The organism is Ruegeria sp. Alg231-54, from assembly GCF_900143525.1.
Classification (GTDB): domain Bacteria; phylum Pseudomonadota; class Alphaproteobacteria; order Rhodobacterales; family Rhodobacteraceae; genus Ruegeria.
In genome coordinates this window covers 21907-41557 of record NZ_FREZ01000019.1, presented here as the reverse complement: position 1 = coordinate 41557, position 19651 = coordinate 21907, and the positions used below count along the sequence as shown (strand labels likewise).

Below are 19651 nucleotides of genomic sequence, written 5' to 3'. Positions count from 1 at the left end.
TTTTTCGTTCCGGGTTCCCGTGTCGTTTCCTGCAAACAGATATCGCAATCAGTGAGGCGCGCCGCCGCCGAATCCGTCAATCTGAAAAGTAAGATTGGAGGATTGCCCCGTGAACATTCGTACCGCGACACGCTCGGGCGGACGCTCTGCCCGTCGCGCCCTGCGCACTGCCCCGAACTTTGAAATGCTGCCCGGCCTGACCAGAGGTATCCCCTTGTGTGAGGTGATGGATGGTGCTCAGGTCGAACGCATCGACACTGCTTCGATGGATATTCTGGAAAATGTCGGCGTTCAGTTTCGCGACCCGATTGCGCTGAAAGACTGGAAAAAAGCCGGAGCCAAGGTCGAAGGGGAGCTGGTTTACCTCGACCGTGGTTTGGTGCGCGAGTTGATTGCCACCATACCCAGCGATTTCACATATCACGCGCGGGACCCGAAAAAGAATGTGCGGCTGGGAGGGAGGCACTCGATCTTTGTGCCGATGACCGGCGCACCATTCCTGCGCGATCTGGACGACGTGCGCCGAAATCCGTTGCTGGAAGATCTGGCGATGTTCCACAAACTCAGCCACATGATGCCCGCGCTGCATTCCTCGGCGCATCACATCGTGGAACCTTATGACCATCCGATCAGTCAACGCCACCTGCGCATCACCTATTCGTCGATGAAACACTCGGACAAAACGTTCATGGGCATGACCACCTCACCCAAGAACGCCGAAGATGTGATGGATATGTGCGCGATCCTGTTTGGCGAGGAATTCCTTGAAGATCACCCGGTGACCACCGGTAACTGCAACGGCAATTCACCACTGGTGTGGGACGAAACCATGCTGGGTGCGTTGCGGGCATTTTGCCGTCGCAATCAGCCGGTGCTCTGCTCACCCTTCGTTCTGGGGGGCGCCAATACCCCCGCATCTGTTCCGGCCACGGTAGCCCAGTTGAATGCCGAGGCGCTGAGCGCGCTGGCCTACACGCAGGTCATCCGCAAGGGGGCTCCGGCGATCTATGGCCACTACCTGTCGACCGTGTCGATGAAATCCGGTGCGCCGATGGCGGGTACACCCGAGATCAGCCTGATGAATTTCATGATTGGCCAGATGGCACGGCATTATGACGTCCCTTGGCGTACTTCGAACACGTTGGGTGGGGCCAAGACTTTTGATGCTCAGGCCGGATATGAATCTGCTACCACCTTGCAGGCAGTCATGCATGCGGGAGCCAATTACATCTGGCACTCGGCCGGGTGGAATGAGGCCGGGATGCACTGTTCCGTGGCCAAGTTTATCGTCGACGCCGAACAATGTGCGATGGCGTACCGCATGGCCGAGGGGCCAAAGTGGCACGATTTCGATCAAGCCCTCGCTGCGGTTCCGGAAGTTGGGCCCGGCGGTCACTATCTTGGTCACCCACATACACAGGACAATTTCCAGAGTGCATTCTTCATGCCCGAGCTGTTCGACAACAACTCGATCGAACAATGGCAGGCAGAAGGCAGCATTGAAATCACCGCGCGCGCCCTGAACCGCGCGCGCGCGTTGCTGGCCGAGTATGAAGAACCCAAACTGGATGAGGCGAAAAACGAGGCCCTGCTGGACTACATCGCCCGACGTGAGCGTGAAATCCCGGCCGCTGATGAGCTGAACCAAAGTTACTGAAGTTAATCCCCCGTTTTCCACCCGCCCGGCCAGTTGGGAGAGTTTATCCCTTCAATAGCAGTACGGAACACAAGTCGTGAAAATCGCTGAAATTCAAATCTATAGCCACGATCTGCCTGTCAAAAACGGCCCGTACACAATGGCCAATGCCGAGGTCTGGGCCCTGGACACCACATTGGTCAAACTGGTGGCCGACAACGGATTGGTCGGATGGGGAGAGACCTGCCCGGTTGGCCCCACCTATGCTGAGGCCCACGCCGCTGGTGCTCGGGCTGCGTTGGCTCAGATGGCCGCAGGACTATTGGGTGCCGAGGTCTCTCCGCTAGGGCTGCACCGACGGATGGATGGCCTTTTGAACGGACACAACTATGCCAAGGCGGCTATCGACATCGCCGCACATGACCTGCTGGGCAAGAAATTTGGGATCAGCGTGTCGGAACTGCATGGCGGCGCTGCGGTCGGCAAGGTTCCCTCATACTATGCGACGGGGGTTGGGGCGCCTGACGATATTGCGGTTCTGGCAAGGGAAAAATTGGCCGAAGGTTACCCACGCCTGCAGATCAAGGTTGGTGGTCGGCCGGTTGAAATTGATATCGAAACCATCCGCAAAGTGTGGGAGGCAATCGGCGCGTCAGGCATGCGCCTGGCCGTGGACGGAAACCGCGGCTGGACAACTCGTGATGCGTTGCGTGTCAGCCGCGAATGCCCGGACATTCCGTTTGTCATGGAACAACCCTGCAATACGATCGAAGATCTGCAAAAGATACGGTCACAAGTGAGCCACCCGATCTACATGGACGAAAACGCCACCAATCTGAACACGGTTATCACTGCGGCGGGCACTGGTCTGGTGGATGGGTTCGGTATGAAGGTCACGCGGATCGGTGGCCTGCAGCCCATGCGCGCGTTCCGAGACCTCTGTGAGGCGCGTAATCTGCCCCATACCTGCGACGACAGTTGGGGAGGGGACATTATTGCCGCAGCATGCACACATATCGGCGCGACTGTTCGGCCCGATCTGCTGGAAGGCGTTTGGCTGGCTGCGCCATACATCGAAGGCAATTACGATGCCCAGAATGGAATTCGCATTGAAGGCGGGCATATCCAAGTTCCAACCGGACCGGGGCTGGGTGTCGTGCCCGACGAAACCCGCTTTGGCGCGCCGGTCGCATCTTTCTGAAGGAGCATATTATGGAGTTTGCAGGAAAATCGGCTTTGGTCACGGGCGCTGCGGGGGGGATCGGAACCTCTCTGGTGCGCCGCCTACGTGCCGCCGGCGCGCAGGTTGCTGTTGCTGACCGCCTGACCGACGGGATCGAGGCTGATGCCCATCTGCCCGGTGATCTGCTGGACCCGGCCTATTCCGATGCACTTCCGCAAAGGGCAGCAGATGCGCTGGGCGGGCTGGACATTTTGGTCAACAATGCGGGTGTCATTACGCGGGGTGCCGTCACCGAAACCTCGGATCAGGATTGGTCTCTGTCTCTGGGCGTGAACGTCGAGGCCCCCTTTCGCATTTGCCGCGCTGCGATCCCGATTATGGCTGTGAACGGAGGCGGGGCGATCGTAAACACCGCATCCTGCTGGGGCCTGCGCCCCGGTCCAAACCACGCTGTCTACTGCATGACCAAGGCCGCGATTGCCTCTCTGACCCAATGCATGGGGATGGACCACGCCCATCAGGGCATCCGCATCAACGCGGTTTGCCCGAACGAGGTGAACACACCCATGTTGCGATCCGGTTTTGCCAAGCGCGGGTTCGACCCGGACACAGCTGTCGCTAAGCTGGGGCAGACTGTTCCCTTGGGGCGAATTGCGGAACCCGAAGACATTGCTGATGTGATCCTGTTTTTGGCCTCGGATGCGTCGCGTTATATCTGCGGCGCGGTGCTTGAGGTGAACGGAGGCAAGCCAGTATCATGACCCGATTTGAAGGCAAAACCGCCCTTGTCACTGGCGGACGCAGCGGGATCGGTCGGGCCATTGCTGAACGACTGCGTCAGGACGGGGCAAGGGTTTTTACTGCACAACGCGGGCAAGATCCCAAGTTCGAAGGGATCGAGGCAGATTTTGGTGATCCGAGCAGCCCGCAATCTGTAGTCACTCGGGTTGTTGAGCGGGCAGGGCGTCTGGATATCCTCGTCAACAACGCGGGCATGATGCAAGAAGCCCTTGTCGAAAACATGAGCCTGGAGGATTGGCAGCGCAACCTGACAGTTAACCTGACGGCCCCTTTTCTGCTGATCAAGGCGGCGCTGCCCCATCTGCGGCAGACGCAAGGGAACATCGTCAACATCGGCTCGATCGAAGGGTTGGGCAGTAATCCTGGCCATGCGGCCTATTGTGCGACCAATGCCGGATTGCACGGATTGACCCGTGCCGTCGCCGTGGATCACGGGGCAGAGAGGGTCCGGTGCAACGCGGTGGCGCCCGGCTGGATCGACACTGAACTGAACATGGGTTTCATCGACGCTCAGCCGGACCCGGATGCATTTCGCCGCGACATTGGCCGCATTCATTCCGTCGCCCGGACTGGCCGACCAGAGGAGGTCGCGGCAGTGGTAGCGTTTCTTGCGTCTGAAGAGGCCAGTTTTGTCACCGGTCAGGTCTACACCGTGGACGGCGGTCGCATGACCAAGCTCAGCCTGCCCTGACAGGTCATTCCTTTCCTGAACGCCACTCTTTCCAAATCAGATAGCTATTTGCACCCAATGATGCGAACGGCTCGGGTGGTAGGCGCGGCGGCATCGGTTGGGCCAGGAAATGATCCGCAATGTCCGATCCGCCCTGCGTGACCAATTCCGCCACTGCCATGCCCTGCAACGTCCCTCGGGCAATTCCCAAACCGTTCTGACAACAGGCCGCGAAGACGCCCTTGTCCAACTCTCCGAACGCCGCTGATCCGTTTCGGCTAAGGCAAAGCATTCCGGCCCAACGATGCTCCATTTGCACATTGGGCAGATGCGGGAACCGTTCGCGAAATTTGCGGTCGTGCACCCAGCCTGCATTGCGCAGGCGCATGGGGCTGGTTTCGATTGTCGGGTGAAAAGTTGAACAGGACCGGATCAGAATCCGGTCGCCATAGCTGCCCGAGACCCGCCGAACCGAGGTTCCCATCGGATCAGCCGGAGTGACGGCCCAGCGGGATTGACCGCCCAATGTCGTGATCTGTTCAGGCGTCAAACGCTCGGTGATCGACGCGTAAAGGCAGATGTGCATCAGTCGGCGTTCGTAAAAGCCAAAGCTCTCCAGATGGCCGTTATTGGCCAGAATGATACGGCCCGTCGAAACCTGCGCTTCAGGTGTTTTTACCAGCCATCCCACGCCTTGTTTTTCAAAGCCGGTAACAGGAGAGTTTTCGAACAGATCAATATGTGGCGATAGGTGAGAGGACAGAGCCCGAATGTAGCCGGCGGGCTGGATCATCACTGTGCCGGGTGCGTAGAGGCCCGAGCTGTAGTGCGGGCTGCCCGTGATCTCTTGCATCTGTTGGCGGTCAAAAAGCGTGCTAGGCTCTCCCAACCGATCCAGATGTGCGGCGAATTCGCGGTTGTGCCTGTCCCCGGCTCGTGTGGCGGCTGCGTTGAACTTACCGCAGGGGTCGAACATTTCCTGCGGCAGCTCGCATTCTTCAGCCACGTTCGTTGCAAATCTTATTGCGCGGCGGTTTAGGGCTATGGTTGCGCGGTCTGCTTCCAGCCCGCCTCCGGCGTAATTGTCCGAGGCCAGATCATGGGGCAGATCGATCATGAAGCCCGAATTGCGGCCAGCGGAACCTTCGGCGAAACGACCGGCCTCCAACAGAACAACCTTGAGCGCTGGGTCAAGCTGGCGCAACCTGCGCGCAGCGTTGAGCCCGGCAAACCCGCCACCGACAATGGTGACGTCGGCTGAGATGTTCTGTTCAAGCCGGGGTAGCGATATTTGGGGCGGCAGGATGGCGGTCCACCCCGCCTGCCCGGTCTGTCGTGGCAGTCGTTTTGCAGTATAGGCCGTCAATCGATCGTCTCGTCCGCGTCATCGGCCAGATCAATCCAGATGGTTTTCAACTGGGTGTACTGGTCGTGGGCGTGGACCGAGTTGTCGCGGCCACCAAAACCGGATTGTTTGTAGCCGCCAAAGGGGGTGGTGATGTCACCCTCGCCAAAGCTGTTCACCGTCACGGTTCCGGCGCGGATCGCCCGCGCGCCGCGGATGGCTCGCTTGGCGTTAGCCGTAAAGATCGAAGCACACAGGCCATAGTCGGTGTCATTGGCAATCTTGATGGCCTCGTCAAAGCCAGACACTTCGATCACCGACAGAACGGGACCAAAGATCTCTTCGCGCGCCAGAGTGCTGTGATTGCCGGGTACTTCGACCACGGTCGCTTCGACAAAACCCTTGTTGGCATTGCCACCAATCACCACGTTTTCGGCTTGTTCCAAGTAGCCGCAGACCTTGTTGTAGTGGCCTTCGCTGACCAACGCACCTATTCGGGTTTCCGGGTCCAGCGGATCACCGATGTTCCACTGCTTCGCGTGATGGGCGATCCGCTGCAGCAACTCGGCCTTTACGTCCTTGTGCACGATCAGACGGGACGAGGCGGAACAATTCTCACCCATATTCCAGAACGCGCCATTCACGACATGGGCCGCCACGCGGTCAAGGTTCTCGGCGTCATCCATCACGATGGCCGGGTTCTTGCCGCCCATCTCCAACACAACCTCCTTGGCGTTGCTTTCCGCCGAATAGGTCAGGAACCGTTTGCCAGTGACGGTCGAGCCGGTGAAAGAGACCATGTCGATTTCCATGTGTCGACCAATCGGCTCACCGACATCAGCACCGCCGCCCGGAACGATGTTCAGAACGCCGCGCGGCAGGCCCGCCTCCATCGCCAGTTCCGCGAGGCGCAGGGCGGTCAGCGTGGTTTCGGTTGCTGGTTTCACCACCACCGAACAGCCCGCCGCCAAGGCAGGTCCGATCTTCCACGCCAGCATCAGCAGCGGGAAGTTCCACGGCAGCACCAACCCCACAACTCCGATGGGTTCGCGAACCACCATGGCGATGTGGTCGTCGCTGGCGGGCGAGACCTGATCATAGATTTTGTCGATCGCCTCGGCATGCCATTTCAGGCAGTGGATCGTTTCGGGGATATCCACGGTTTCGCAGTCATAGATGGTCTTGCCGCTGTCGATACTCTCCATCACTGCCAATTCACGGGCATTGCGGATCATCAACTTGGCCAGTCGGATCAGTATGCCCTTGCGATCCGAGGGGTGCATCCTGGACCAGCGCCCATCGTCAAATGCCTCTCGCGCTTTTTCGACGGCAAAATCCACATCCGCCGCGTCGCAAGCGGCAACATCGGCCAGTTTCTCGCCTGTAGCGGGGTTCACCGTCTCAAAGGTCTTGCCTGAGACAGCCGGGCGGAAAGCGCCGTCGATGAAGGCCCCGGTGGGCAAGGTCAGGCCCGCAGCGATGGATTTGTATTCGTCTTGTGTCAGCAATTCCATGCCTTAGCCCTCCGCCACGATATCTGCGATTGTTTTCTTCATCACGCGCGTCACCTGTTCCAATGCGCGTTTGTCATCCTTGTTCAGCCCCTTAAGCGGGGGCCGCATCGCGCCTGCGTCGACCCCGTTCATGGTGACGCCATGCTTGATGGTCTGGATGAACTTGCCGCCCTGTTCCAGCACCCGCATCAACGGCATCATGGCGGACATGATGCGGCGGCCCTTGGCGAAGTTCCCTTCGACAACGCAGGCTTGATATAGTGCTACATGTTCGGCTGGCAGGAAGTTCGACCCACCGCAGACCCAGAACGGTGCGCCCCAGGCGAAGAATTCCAGCGCCTGATCATCCATGCCGCAGCCAAGCTGGATATGCGGGTAATCCCGCGCCAACAAATGCACCCGGTTGATATCCCCTGAGCTTTCCTTGATGCCGCAGAAGTTTCGGCTGCGCCCCACGCGGTCAAGGAATTCTTCCCCCATCATTGTACCGGTGCGGTGCGGGTAGTTGTACAACATCACCGGCAAGTCAGCGGCCTTGTCGATAGCCAGCGCGTTCAGGGCGTTTTCCCGATCGGTCGGCACAGAATAGGGTGGGCTGGCCAGCAGGATCGCGTCTGCGCCAATCTCACGCGCGCCCGAGGCCAGCGCGATGGAATCCGGCGTCAGCATCGCTCCAGTTCCGACAACCAGAGGCAACCGGCCTTTCAACTGCTTGTGCGTGAACGACGCCAGTTCCAGCCGTTCTTCGACGGTCTGGGCATAGTTCTCACCCGTTGACCCGCCCGAGATCAGCCCGTGCACACCATTCTCGATCAGGTATTCGATCACGTGGGACAGGGCATCCCAGTTCACGCGGCCATCTTGGTGATAGGGCGTGACCACCGGGGTATAGATCCCCTCAAATCTGAAAATCGGGTTCATTCCGTCCTCATGCAGGTTTCGAAAGGGGCGGGATACCCATCGGGATATCCAGCGCAGCAGGCATCACGAACAGTTCGATTTGGTCGCGTGACAGGTTCCAGTGGTCCTCGGCCAGCTGCGCAGCAGCCGCCTCATCGCCCGCCTCGATGGCGGCGATGATGGCGTCATGCTGGCGACTTGCCTCGGACAGGTTCTCGGCCTTGTGCGCGGATTGGGGTCTATAGAAGGTCATCCCGATCCGGGCATGGTCGATCAGCAACCGGTTGAATGATGGCCGCAAGTAGACATTGCCTGACATCTCTCCGGTCACATCATGAAAGCGGTTATTGGCCAGCGCCCGATCTTCGGCGGATCCGGATTGCAACGCAGCCTTGAACGCCTGTTGCGAGTCTTTCAGGTCGTTGATCTGAGTTCGTGTGGCGTTCTGCGCGGCAAGTCGCAAAACCGCGCCATAGACCATGGGTGCAGCCAGAAAGAAGTCACGCAGGGTGGTATAAGACATCTCAGACACCCGGGCACTGCGATTGGTGCGCAAGTCCAGATAGCCTTCTCCCGCCAGTTGCCGGAACACTTCACGCAATGGCGTGCGGGACAGGCCGAAAGCGTCGGACAGATGCGCTTCGTCCAAATCTGTGCCTGGTTGCAGGCGCAGCGTCAGGATCGACACTTTCAGGTGCTCCATCAACTCGGCCTTTCGGGATTTGGCGTCGTCTTTCATCCGTTCCTCCAACAGTCGCTGCGCGAATCGTGCCGGCTATTTCGTTCATTCTCTGTATTCCAATAAAATACAAGTTGTATACAGAAAAGAATCGTGCAGCATAGGCCGTCGACCACGTCAAACTGAATCGGACGTCTATGCGCCAACCCCGCCACATCACTTTCATCCTGATCGAGGAATTCTCGCATCTCGCCTTTTCCTGCGCGGTCGAGCCGCTGCGCATTGCCAACCTCGTCAGCGGTCAAGATCTGTATGAGTGGTCTTTTGTATCCGAACACAGCAAGCAGGCCGTCTGTTCCAACGGGTCGGTGACTTTGGTTCATGGGGGACTGGACGCGTTGCCAAAGACCGACCAACTGTTCGTGCTGTCAGGTATTCATATGCGCAACCATGTCTCGCGCCCTTTGCTTGCAACCCTGCGGCGCGAGCGGGCGAGAGGTACGGCCATCGGCGCCTTGTGTTCGGGCGCGTGGTTGCTGGCCGAGGCAGGATTTCTGGACGGGATGCAGGCCGCCATTCACTGGGAGTACCACGATGCCTTTATGGAGGCCTTTCCCGAGGTGAATCTGGTGCGCAGTGTCTTTGTCGCCGATGAAAAGCACATCACCGCCTCGGGTGGCACGGCGACCGCCGACCTGATGTTGCACCTGATTGAAAGGGACCACGGCGAAGAGTTGTCCATCGCGGTTGCTGACCAGATGGTCTACAACGCCGTGCGCAATGCCACAGCCAAACAGCGCGTGTCCCTTCAATCGCGCAACGGGATGCGTAACGCGCATCTCGCCAAGGCAATTCATATCATGCAGGACTGCATCGAGGCACCGGTTTCCCCATCTGATATTGCCGGGGATCTGGGGATTTCAACACGCCAGTTGGAACGGTTGTTCGGTAAATACCTCAACACGTCGCCCAAGAAGTACTTTATGGAGCTTCGGCTGGAGCGCGCTCAGAAGCTGTTATTGCAAACCGAGGCATCCGTGACCGAAGTGGCAATGGCCTGCGGGTTCGAAAATCCGGGACATTTTTCGCGCGTTTACCGGTCGAGTTTTGGTGTGACGCCACATGCTCAAAAGAACAAGATAGACTAAGTGATAAGGACGGGGGGAGCGTCTCTGTCCTAAGGCGAGCCTGGCTGAACAGGCGCTCACCCCCTGATCCTGCTTCGTACCCCCTCGTTAAAACTTTACTGGTAAACTGGTCAGCAGGATTGAGTATTCATACATATCGAAGTGGGCATAACTATTACAAGATCGTGTCAGATATGTGTGCTTTTTGTTTAAAACATTAACGTTTGCGGTGTTCACCAGTTGACCAAATGGCTCAAAACAGGCCAACTTTAGGGTGAAATGTATAGACAGACTCTGAAGTTGGCCAAAAAAGACGACAAATCGGGAAATTCTGACCGCAATTCCCATGCGGGCGATGCCGTCAGATTTTATATCTTCATCACAATTTGACGGTGGAGGATACCAATGCACTTGGAAATCGGTAAATCTGACTCCCGCTTCGCCAACGGCGCGGTTTCTCGTGCCAGTCGCGAGCGTCAGATTTGCGATGCGGCCAAATTGGCCGAAGCTGCCTTTTCCGAACTGACCGCTGTTGCGGGTCGCGCGCCGGATATGGCGGCGTCCAACGGTCAGGTTTTTCAGGTGTTCCGTTGGTATTTCTTGTCGGCTTATTGCACGCGATTGCTGACCAACGCCGCCCATCGGCTAGAGCGTCAAACTTTACAGGTCTCGATGGACGTGTTCAGCGCCGTTAGAATGATCCTGCCGGACACAGAGGTTGAAGCATCCATGGCCCTGGCTCAGGGTGAAGTGACAACACCGGCCGCGGCGCGCTTGAACAAGATCGGATGCCGTGGACATTCTGCGGGCTGGATCGCCGCAAAGCTGAATCAGCAAGGTCGGGACACCCCGTCAGAGATCAAGAGCTCGCTTGCGGGCGCATTGTCAGCGTCGGAACGGCGTATTTGACGCGACCGGGGATCCCACACGCGCTGGGTGATTTCGACAAAAAATAATTCAACACACAGTCGGTTTCTCAATGGGAGAGTGGATCGACAAATTCAAGTTTCTCTCGGCAAGTGGGTTTGCATACGCCAAGTCCCAACCCCAGGCGGCGTCCCATCTTCACCATCCGATTTCTCTGGTTATTCGATCCGACACTAGGTTCTGGTTTTTGACGTGCCTCTGTGCATCGGCCTCCAGCCCCATGCATCCGGCATACGGCCCACCCAGGGCGACGACATCGTTTACAGCGCTTGCCACTACGTTTGCTGGTGGCAGTGCATTGTAGGTGGGGATACTTCGACGGGGAAAACCTAAACTCGGTCAATTCGCGATCCAACGTGTTGTCTGCGCAAGAACACTACCATATCTCTGGGTGACCAATAAGTATGGTGTCAATAGAACTGACGCCGGTTGGAAAGTGAACAAGTTTAGTGCGGAGTATTCACCGACCGAGGTAATTCGAGTGCCGATTGCGTTGGACAATAAATGGCGGCTTTGTCCGCAGAGCAGTTGTTCATACATTGCGCACCGAATGACTGCATTGAGCCCAACGCAGCCTCAAGTCAGCAAGAAAAAGCTGTCAGCTTGAAACTTTATACAAAGGCCACTCGTCGGGAACTCCCTTTAGTTGCCGTTCTCCCAATGACTCAAACTGTAATCCCGATCCAACGACGAGACTTCTTACAACGCCAGACACCCAAGCCTCGCCACCCGGCACTAACTCAAGAATTCGCGCGGCGATAGTTACTGCCAAACCGGAAACATCATTGCTCCGGCGCAAACACTCTCCTGTATGGATGCCCGCGCGTATGGTGAGACCAATATCAGATGCTTGGGACTTTATTGCCTCCGCGCATGCGATAGCCCGGCTGGGACCGGCAAAAGTAGCAAGTATTCCGTCACCCATTGTCTTGATCAACGTTCCGTCGTGGCGGGCAATTGCACGCGCTGCGAGAGCATCATGTTTCTCTATGATGTGTTTCCATTCCTCATCTCCGACGCGTGTCGCGATGGCGGTCGACCCTTCAATGTCGGTCATGAGAATTGTCGAAAGCACACGGGTTTCTTCCTTCTGAGGTGCTTCGCTGCAAACGAAATCGGTAATTTGCTTTACAATGGCACGCGTGTCGCCAATCCAAGGCAGATGATCTGAGTTCTTTACGAACTCAAAACGGGCATTGCGAATGTTCTCCGCAAGGTACCGCCCGTCTTCCACCGAAATGGAAATATCCTTTTCAGGGTGCAAAATGAGAGCAGGAGCTTCAATTGCGGGAAGAATTGACCTGTAGTCCGTATCATAATTCAGACGCGTGATGGCAATTGCCGAACGGGGGCTAGCAGACAAAGTGAGCAGTTTATTAAAAAATGCCTGTTCTTCCGGATCATCCTTAACTGAAGGGGCTGCCCACTCCAACTCGCAACCAAGGTTTCCCCAATTGGCTTCGAGGTGTTTAAGGTCCTCTTCGAATTCAGCACGTCGCCTACCTCTCGGCCAGTCTGGTTTCCATGCGTCGCAGGGACGGCTGCCAATCATTACGATTGAACTCACTTTTTCCGGATAGCACGCTGCGAACATTGCTGTCATCGCGCCTCCTTCGCTGATTCCGAAAATTGCTGCTTTTTCACCGCCTACGGCAGCCATAACAGCACGAATATCTTCCGCGCGTTCTTCCAGCGTGGGTGCTCCGACATCACGATCGGACATTCCTGTTCCGCGTTTATCGAACATGATGACCCGGCACTTTTCTGCCAGTCCGCGAAGGAAGTCTCGGTAACCCTGGTGCTCCCAGACCACATCAATGTTGTGGAGCCAGCCGGAGATATAAATCAAATCGACCGGCCCTTCGCCGACGACTTGATACGCGATTGCAACATCGCCCGCGCGTGTGAATTGAGTGGGTGGTTTTATAAAAGTGGTCATGGCGCGTTCCGAATGCGTTTCGCTGCCGAATATGACTCACTCATGGCAAAAGCCAAAACCATTCGTTCAGTTTGATATTGTAGCCAATAATTCTGACGGCTGCTGTGTCCGCAAAGGAGCCATTCTCTCTGCAGTACATTAATGACTGCGATGCGGGACAAACCTGTCTTACAGTGTTTTTCGCGAACGTTCGCTTTCCGCGCTTTGCGGAAGCCGCTAACAAACCAACAGGGCGGATAAACAGTCTCCTTTGCCCAACAAATGGTTGACCAATGATAACCTAAGCCGTCCGTTCAATCTTGGACGTAGAAGCATGCCTAGCGGCGCGCGCACGGTGCCGCTCACATAGTGCTCCCGATCAATAGATCGAGCTTCAAGCTACCGGCTTGCCAAGTCGAAAACGTTTTCGTCCTGCTCACCAATCATTTGCTTCGGCTTTGCAATGCTAAAGCTCTCGACTTGATTTCGGCTGTCAAACACGTCCGCCCTGATCAAAGTATGGGTCTTTCGATCTCCGTCGATGGTCTTCTCCAAACGGACCAACAGACGGTATTTGCTGCCTTCCGCCATCAGGTCGGGGAAGATCTCGAACCCTTTGTAAGAGAGCGGGTCCGGCTCGGACTTCTCAACGCCGCCGAAGAGTTTTGAGTAGAGGGACAACGGGCGGCTCCTTTCAGCCGGCTCTAGTCGGCGACTAGTGCCACTAAATGCCGGGCTGAAGAGCAATTCACGGTCAATTCGTTGGTTGCCCGATGTGAAAGTACTCACTTTACAAGGTCAAAATGTCCCTATCAGCAGTGAAGAACCAACCCAAAAGAGTGACGTCTGACACTACGCTGGTGTCGCAACAATCCTAGCGGCGTATCAGCTTCCCAGACACACTGATTTGACCTCTCGCAAATGCAATCCGAGCATCAGTAAGGTCGGCCAGAGTAGATAGGTTTGGATTTCAACGTTCTCTCCAAAGGTCAGCAGGAGAACTGTGAGCAACAGCCCGAGCGGCAGCCTCCCGCGTTCCGACTTTATGGCGTCCAGGGTGACGATTGCTAAATGACCGAGGAAAGGAACGATAAACGCGGCAAATCCGGTCAGCCCTTTCACGAATAGCAATCCGTACCAGGTGTGATGGCTGCCGATCGGCATGTACTCAACAAGATGCGCACCGGGTCTGACTGTGCCGTGCCCGAAAACCATCGCATCCGATTGCCAGCGCTCATACGCTATACGCTGCAGAGTTTCGCGTACGCGGGTACTATCGGCGCGCGCGGATTTGAACCTGTAAAGGGCTCGGTTGCCGAATTCGACAAAGACTGCGCCCCAAACGGCTACGGTGGTGGTGACTGTAGACAATAGAATCCACCCCAAGCTGCGGGCGACAAGTGGCAAGAGGCGGGGTGACAGCGAGCAGATCACCAATCCGACCATACCCATTCGGGACTTGGACATAAGGATCATCAGAACTCCGGCAGCCAAGCCGATGACCTTCCAGCTGCTGTGCTTTTCTTCCAGGGCAAATAGGACCATGCAGACACCCAACAAGGCTGCGAATGGCGACCAGGGCGCAAAGAACTGCCACCGCGGCGTGCCGCTGGCGGGGTCGATTGTATACAGGTAGACCGAGAAATATTCAGGTCCCGGGCCGCCTACTGCTTTAAGGGGAGATGTAAACAGCAGATGCGGCAGACCGGCATAGGGGGCGGCAATGAGCAACGGCAGAAGGCACAAGGTCCAAAGGCCCACCACACATTGCCCTCTGACCAAAACCTCGCGCCGTATTGGCAAAACCGCCCCTGCTAGGATAAACAACGGGATCAGCGCCCAACCCTTTGCCCATCCGATACTCGATTTGATCGTTTTGGTGGTGCCGAGGTTCCAGTCCGCGTGGCCTGCCCAAAGTGAGACCAGCATCACCAGCATGCCAACGCTCCAGATCCAGACCAGAGCAGGTACAGGGCCCGTTGCACGCATATCCAAACGGATCACCGGGCCGAGAAAAAGTGACACCCCGGCTATCGTAGCCAACATCCAACCTAGCACCGGACCGACAACATACAGCGCGCCAAGCCCGTAGAACGGCCATGTCCAGATCAGCGTACACCAGACGATCTTTTCGGCTGGCGTTTGAGGGGCCACACGCGTCAAACTGCGGCCTCTTTCTGGTCTTTCAGCAGCTTTGAGATCAGCGGGTTCCGGATCCATGCCAGAACCAAACCCATCAGCAGCATAAGGCTTGCAACGATCCCGGCGGCAATCGAGATCTTCTTGTTCGGCGAAGACTGGCGAGTCGGCAGAGACGGGTTCTCCAGCACTTGGATCAAGGGATAGGAGGCATAGACATCGGTCTTTTTCGACTCGGACCGCGCGATGGCAGAGGCGAACACGGCTTCTGCCACGGCGAAATCTCTCTGCCGGTCCTCCAATTCAGCGGCGATAGGGGCGAGGTCTGACAGGCGCAGGGTTTCCAAACGAACTTGCGCGCGCTGTGTCGCGACATGCTCTTCCAATCCGGCGCGCAAGGCATCTTCGCGCACCAACTCGCTGAGCAACTGCGCCCGTTGCCCTTCCGGCGCGCGATCCAGACCACCGAGCTGCTCGACCTCAAGACCAGTCACCTGCGCCGCGCGTTTTAAAGCAACCGAACGCGCCCCTTCATATTCGTTTTGGGCATTCACATAGATTGGGTGGCGCGATCCGTAGGTCGCGTCGGCTTGCGCCAGCTTTGCAGCCCCCACCGACACATCCGCAAGCAACGATAGGTACTGCGCATCAGCATAGAGTTTCAGCGTTGCCGCCGCTGCGTCAGAGGGCAGATTCAACGCGACTTGAAGCGCGGCGACACGTTCCGATTGGCGTGCCAGCTCGCTCTCCTGCGTTCGCAGCTCCTGCTTTGCACGGTCATTAGCGGCGACCTGCTCTTGGTATTGCGCGACTGATATCAGACCGCTTTGCGATTGCAGCTGTTTGATCTCGGCCCGCGTGGCCTGAATTGCGCTCGTGTAGTCTTCGATCGCGCCGGTATTGCTGGCCTGACGGGTGGCAATTTCATCGGCGCGCAGGGCGTCAATCTCAGCGAAAAAGGCGGCCACCAAGGCGTCTCCATATTGCTGAGCGTCTGCCGGAGAGGCCGCCTGAAGCTCGATATGGATCAGGCTGGTTTGATCGACCAGTTGCACCCGCGGCTTTCCAAACGCGTCCCGGTCAGCCTCTACCGCCTTGGCTGCCGCGTCGAGTATACGGTCGGCCGACAACAAACGTTTATACGTCTCGGTCGGGCTGATTGACCCGTTGGCAAAGGCGGAATTCGCGTACGAGGATGCCTGACCGATATTGGCCAGATTGACCGATGCCGAAGCGCCAGATCCTGGCAGGATTAATGATGCGTGAGAGGTGTATTTGACAGGCGCGGTCGCCAAATAGCCGCTGATCGGGGCCCAGATGCAACTCGCCCCAAGAAGGTATAATGCCACGTAACGAGGCAGGCGGCCTACATCGCTAAGGCGCCCGCCCTTTACGATGCGGCGCCACCCGAGCGTTCTGAAATTGGACCGGGAAATGCGCACCCAATGCAGAAATTGCATGTCGCGCGTGGACTCAGAGGAGTTCGAAATCTGTTGCGGCATGGAAGAACCCTTTCTTACAAGGGTGATACACCGCATCTGATTGCTGATCATTCGCTCAGCAGGCTAGGGGCCGAGGGGATTGGGAGCGTCCCCTATCCCTTCGGATAGTTAGGCCTAGAACAACCCAGCCTCGCGCGCGGCCAGGGCGGCCTGCGTTCGATTGCTGACACCAACTTTTCGGTACAAAGTCTTCATATGCAGTTTGATTGTCGGCTCTGACAGATCCAGATCACGAGCGATTTCCTTGTTGGATTTGCCCTCAGTCAGCCCTTTCAGAACTTGCCGCTCACGCTCTGTCAGTTTTTGAGCCATGGGGTGGGAGTCTTCCGGCTGCTCTGCGTTCATGAAACCCGCAGGAAGGTATTGTTCCCCCATCGCCATAAAGCGGATCGCGTTGACCAGAGATTTAGCCGGTAAAGTTTTTGGGACGAAACCGGCTGCACCAAGCTCTAGCGCGCGTTGCGCCAGATCACGCGAGGTGTCGCCGGTAAACAGGGCCACATGCTGGGCACTGTCCAAAGCGATGCAGGTTTCAAGTCCGGCCAACCCGTTCATGCCGGGCATGTTCAGGTCCAGAAGAACCAGATCAAAGGCTCCGTCGTTCTCAATCAAAGTTTTCGCGGCTGGGAAATCCGGCGCGGTCTCCACCTCGATCCCGCCTGCTGCATCTATGAAGGCAACGAGCGTATCCAAAATAAGGTCGTGGTCGTCAGCAATAAGAACTTTCATCTCAAATCTCCGTCTGCCCCCAACCACACCCATATGCGTTAGTAAAACATTGAACCCATGGCATGAAGCCTTCCTGACGGACAGGTGAATATCCAATCGGATAGGTCAGCGGGCCGTTTTCACCACGCTATGTGCTGCGGGGTCGTTTGAATAGACCTATTCTCCGATCCCTCTCCGGATGCTCGCCTATCGGTTGCAGGGTCTCATTGGCAGTCTGAAGCCACAGATTGTCATCGTTGATCGGAGAGTTCCATGCAGTTCCTGTCAGTCCAAGATATGCATAAAGGCGCGCAGCCAACACCCATACCAACTTTGGAAAAGCCTGAGATTTTGGGTCTGCCAGTTGTGAACGCCCGATCCGGACAGGTGATCTCAAAACTGCTGGATGGGACCCGCCGGACTGTGTTTTTCCTGAATGCACATTGCGCAAATATAAGGACCCGCAACCATACATATCGAGCAGCTTTGGCCCGGGCAGATATGATCCTACCTGACGGAATTGGGGTGGAGGTCGCGGCGAAGTTGCAAGGCGTCCCGTTGGCCGAGAATCTGAACGGTACGGATTTTGTTCCAAAACTACTAAAACGTGCCGCGCGTCTTGGCCAGTCGGTCTACCTGTTGGGGGGAAGTCCCGGAACAGCTCAGGCTGCGGCGGCGCGGTTGCAGCACATGATCCCCGATTTGGTCGTGGTTGGTACGCGCGATGGCTATGAAGGGGCAGCGCGGGTTGATGAGGCGATCGACGATATCAACCAATCTGGCGCGGACATTCTGTTGATCGCTATGGGCGTCCCACTGCAGGAGCTTTGGATTACGCAGAACCGTCACCGGCTTGACCCTGGAATCGCGCTTGGCGTGGGTGCTTTGTTCGACTTCCTGGCCGGGAATGTGCGTCGGGCACCGCGCATCGTTCGGCGCGCCCGGATGGAATGGGCATGGCGGTTGGCGATGGAGCCCCGCCGTATGGCCCGCAGATATCTATTGGGTAATTTCGAATTCCTCGTGCGTGTCGCGCACAATTCTGTTCCCAAGGTCTCAGCATGTCGCCTGCTGGACCTCACTTTGGCGGTGGTCGCGCTGTCTCTTCTGGCCCTTCCCATGGCCGCAATCGCCGCATTGGTGCGATTGGACAGTCGCGGCTCCGCCTTTTTTCGGCAGACACGTATTGGTCGAAACGGGGTGCCCTTTACGATGTACAAGTTTCGCTCGATGACGCAGGACGCCGAAGCGCGACGTGCGGATTTGCTCACCCATTCGGATCGTAAGGGCGTGTGCTTCAAAGCCAAAAATGACCCACGCATCACCCGCGTTGGGAAGGTTCTGCGCCGGTTCTCGCTGGATGAATTGCCGCAAATCTTCAACGTGCTAAAAGGGGATATGTCGCTGGTCGGCCCGCGCCCAGCTTTGCCCGAAGAGGTTGCTGCCTATCCCGAACAAGCGCTGGAGCGCCTGCAGGTGCGTCCCGGCATCACCGGCCTCTGGCAGGTTTCGGGCCGCGCCGGCATCGGCTTTGACCACATGATCGCGCTGGATGCAGCCTATGTCCGCTCCCGCTCGCCCCTTCTGAACCTCATCCTCATTGCAATGACCGCACGTGCCGTCGTGTCAGGTCGCGGCGCTTACTGATCAAACCTAGGAGCATTGAAATGACAGGTATTCGCAAAGCTGTTTTCCCGGTCGCGGGTCTGGGCACAAGGTTTCTGCCCGCCACCAAATCTGTGGCAAAGGAAATGTTGCCGCTGATCGACCGCCCTTTGATCCAATACGCTGTGGACGAGGCTCGCGCCGCCGGGATTGATGAATTCATCTTCGTCACCTCAACCGGACAATCCGTGCTCGAGGCGTATTTCGGGCGCAACTCAGGGCTGGAGCGCAAACTGAAGGATGGTGGCAAGACCAACCTACTGAACCGTTTGCGCCGATCGAATCTTGATGATGAGACATACAACTTTATCCAACAAGACAGCCCGCGTGGTTTGGGCCACGCGGTGTCTCTGGCGCGCGACCTTGTCGGTGACGATCCCTTCGCGGTGATCCTGCCGGATGATGTGATCCACGCGCGGCGCCCGGTCCTGGCGCAAATGGTCCAGAACTTTCAAGGCAGCCACATGATCGCAACCGAGGCCGTTCCATCCGACCGGATCAGCGACTATGGCGTGGTCGATATCGCGCATGGGACAGGGCAGGTACAGCATCTGAAAGGGTTGGTCGAAAAGCCCGCGGCCGATCAGGCTCCGTCAGAGTTTGGCATTGTCGGGCGGTATCTGCTGCACCCTTCGATCTTCGATCAGCTGGACGGTTTGGCACCCGGCGCGGGTAATGAAATTCAACTGACCGATGCGATTGCGGCCGATATCGAAGCGACCGGATGCTGCGGTTTCGCTTTTCAAGGAGAGCGCTTCGATTGTGGGTCAGTCGCCGGATATCTTGAGGCAACGACCGTCTTTGCGCTGGAACGTGCCGAGCTGCGTGACGGTTTCAAATCCATGTTGCGTCAGCGCATGAACCTCCTGTCTGCCGCGGCATGAGACCTGCGCACCTATCCGTTCGGATAGGTGCGTATCCCCATGCCCATCTGTCG

General features: G+C 57.2%; 17 protein-coding genes. 8 read left to right on the top strand and 9 right to left on the bottom strand.

Translation table 11 applies throughout. The annotated features are described in order from the left end of the window. Window positions 1-109: 109 nt before the first annotated feature. The 4 genes from DHN12_RS22115 (at window position 110) to DHN12_RS22100 (ending at window position 4311) form a co-directional block, all read left to right on the top strand. The gene (locus DHN12_RS22115) at window positions 110-1657 is read left to right on the top strand and encodes a trimethylamine methyltransferase family protein (protein WP_108862121.1); all 1548 of its coding nucleotides are present in this window, start codon (window positions 110-112) and stop codon (window positions 1655-1657) included. A gap of 76 nt (window positions 1658-1733) precedes the next feature. Beyond that, window positions 1734-2837, top strand: coding sequence for a mandelate racemase/muconate lactonizing enzyme family protein (locus DHN12_RS22110; RefSeq protein ID WP_108862120.1), 1104 nt, complete (start codon window positions 1734-1736; stop codon window positions 2835-2837). Window positions 2838-2848: 11 nt separating this feature from the next. Beyond that, window positions 2849-3580 (top strand): SDR family NAD(P)-dependent oxidoreductase, encoded by a 732-nt coding sequence (locus DHN12_RS22105; RefSeq protein WP_199913566.1) that lies wholly within the window; start codon window positions 2849-2851, stop codon window positions 3578-3580. Beyond that, window positions 3577-4311, top strand: coding sequence for an SDR family NAD(P)-dependent oxidoreductase (locus DHN12_RS22100; RefSeq protein ID WP_108862118.1), 735 nt, complete (start codon window positions 3577-3579; stop codon window positions 4309-4311). Before DHN12_RS22105 ends, DHN12_RS22100 begins: the two co-directional genes overlap by 4 nt. Before the next feature lie 4 nt (window positions 4312-4315). Here the strand turns inward: DHN12_RS22100 and DHN12_RS22095 are convergent, their stop codons facing one another. Genes DHN12_RS22095 through DHN12_RS22080 form a run of 4 tightly spaced genes read right to left on the bottom strand, consistent with a single transcriptional unit; the run spans window position 4316 to window position 8788 of the window. Then, on the bottom strand, window positions 4316-5656 hold the full coding sequence (locus DHN12_RS22095; protein WP_108862117.1) for an FAD-binding oxidoreductase: 1341 nt from the start codon (window positions 5654-5656) through the stop codon (window positions 4316-4318). Then, window positions 5653-7149 (bottom strand): aldehyde dehydrogenase, encoded by a 1497-nt coding sequence (locus DHN12_RS22090; RefSeq protein ID WP_108862116.1) that lies wholly within the window; start codon window positions 7147-7149, stop codon window positions 5653-5655. Before DHN12_RS22090 ends, DHN12_RS22095 begins: the two co-directional genes overlap by 4 nt. Window positions 7150-7152: 3 nt before the next feature. Continuing rightward, window positions 7153-8070, bottom strand: coding sequence for a dihydrodipicolinate synthase family protein (locus DHN12_RS22085; RefSeq protein ID WP_108862115.1), 918 nt, complete (start codon window positions 8068-8070; stop codon window positions 7153-7155). Between the two features lie 7 nt (window positions 8071-8077). Further along, the gene (locus DHN12_RS22080) at window positions 8078-8788 is read right to left on the bottom strand and encodes a GntR family transcriptional regulator (RefSeq protein ID WP_108862114.1); all 711 of its coding nucleotides are present in this window, start codon (window positions 8786-8788) and stop codon (window positions 8078-8080) included. Between the two features lie 137 nt (window positions 8789-8925). On the opposite strand from DHN12_RS22080, the gene DHN12_RS22075 reads away from it, so the two are divergent. Both DHN12_RS22075 and DHN12_RS22070 read left to right on the top strand, forming a co-directional pair. After that, window positions 8926-9876: a GlxA family transcriptional regulator gene (locus DHN12_RS22075; protein WP_108862113.1), complete on the top strand. Its 951-nt coding sequence runs from the start codon at window positions 8926-8928 to the stop codon at window positions 9874-9876. Window positions 9877-10260: 384 nt separating this feature from the next. Continuing rightward, window positions 10261-10764: a hypothetical protein gene (locus tag DHN12_RS22070; RefSeq protein ID WP_108862112.1), complete on the top strand. Its 504-nt coding sequence runs from the start codon at window positions 10261-10263 to the stop codon at window positions 10762-10764. A gap of 616 nt (window positions 10765-11380) precedes the next feature. Here DHN12_RS22070 and DHN12_RS22065 read toward each other — a convergent pair. The 5 genes from DHN12_RS22065 to DHN12_RS22045 form a co-directional block, all read right to left on the bottom strand. Next, window positions 11381-12721 carry an adenylate/guanylate cyclase domain-containing protein gene (locus tag DHN12_RS22065; RefSeq protein WP_108862111.1) on the bottom strand — a complete coding sequence of 447 codons (1341 nt, stop codon included), beginning with the start codon at window positions 12719-12721 and terminating at the stop codon, window positions 11381-11383. Between the two features lie 378 nt (window positions 12722-13099). Continuing rightward, on the bottom strand, window positions 13100-13381 hold the full coding sequence (locus DHN12_RS22060; protein ID WP_108862110.1) for an HlyU family transcriptional regulator: 282 nt from the start codon (window positions 13379-13381) through the stop codon (window positions 13100-13102). Between the two features lie 204 nt (window positions 13382-13585). After that, a complete protein-coding gene (locus tag DHN12_RS22055; protein ID WP_234416751.1) occupies window positions 13586-14854 on the bottom strand; it encodes an O-antigen ligase domain-containing protein in 1269 nt (422 codons plus the stop codon). Between the two features lie 5 nt (window positions 14855-14859). After that, on the bottom strand, window positions 14860-16341 hold the full coding sequence (locus tag DHN12_RS22050) for a hypothetical protein (protein ID WP_108862133.1): 1482 nt from the start codon (window positions 16339-16341) through the stop codon (window positions 14860-14862). Window positions 16342-16455: 114 nt separating this feature from the next. Continuing rightward, on the bottom strand, window positions 16456-17070 hold the full coding sequence (locus DHN12_RS22045) for a response regulator transcription factor (RefSeq protein ID WP_108862108.1): 615 nt from the start codon (window positions 17068-17070) through the stop codon (window positions 16456-16458). Window positions 17071-17322: 252 nt separating this feature from the next. Between DHN12_RS22045 and DHN12_RS22040 the strand changes: the two genes are divergently transcribed. Continuing rightward, on the top strand, window positions 17323-18696 hold the full coding sequence (locus DHN12_RS22040; protein ID WP_234416746.1) for a WecB/TagA/CpsF family glycosyltransferase: 1374 nt from the start codon (window positions 17323-17325) through the stop codon (window positions 18694-18696). Window positions 18697-18716: 20 nt separating this feature from the next. Beyond that, window positions 18717-19598 (top strand): UTP--glucose-1-phosphate uridylyltransferase, encoded by an 882-nt coding sequence (locus DHN12_RS22035; RefSeq protein ID WP_108862107.1) that lies wholly within the window; start codon window positions 18717-18719, stop codon window positions 19596-19598. The last annotated feature ends 53 nt before the right edge of the window (window positions 19599-19651 follow it).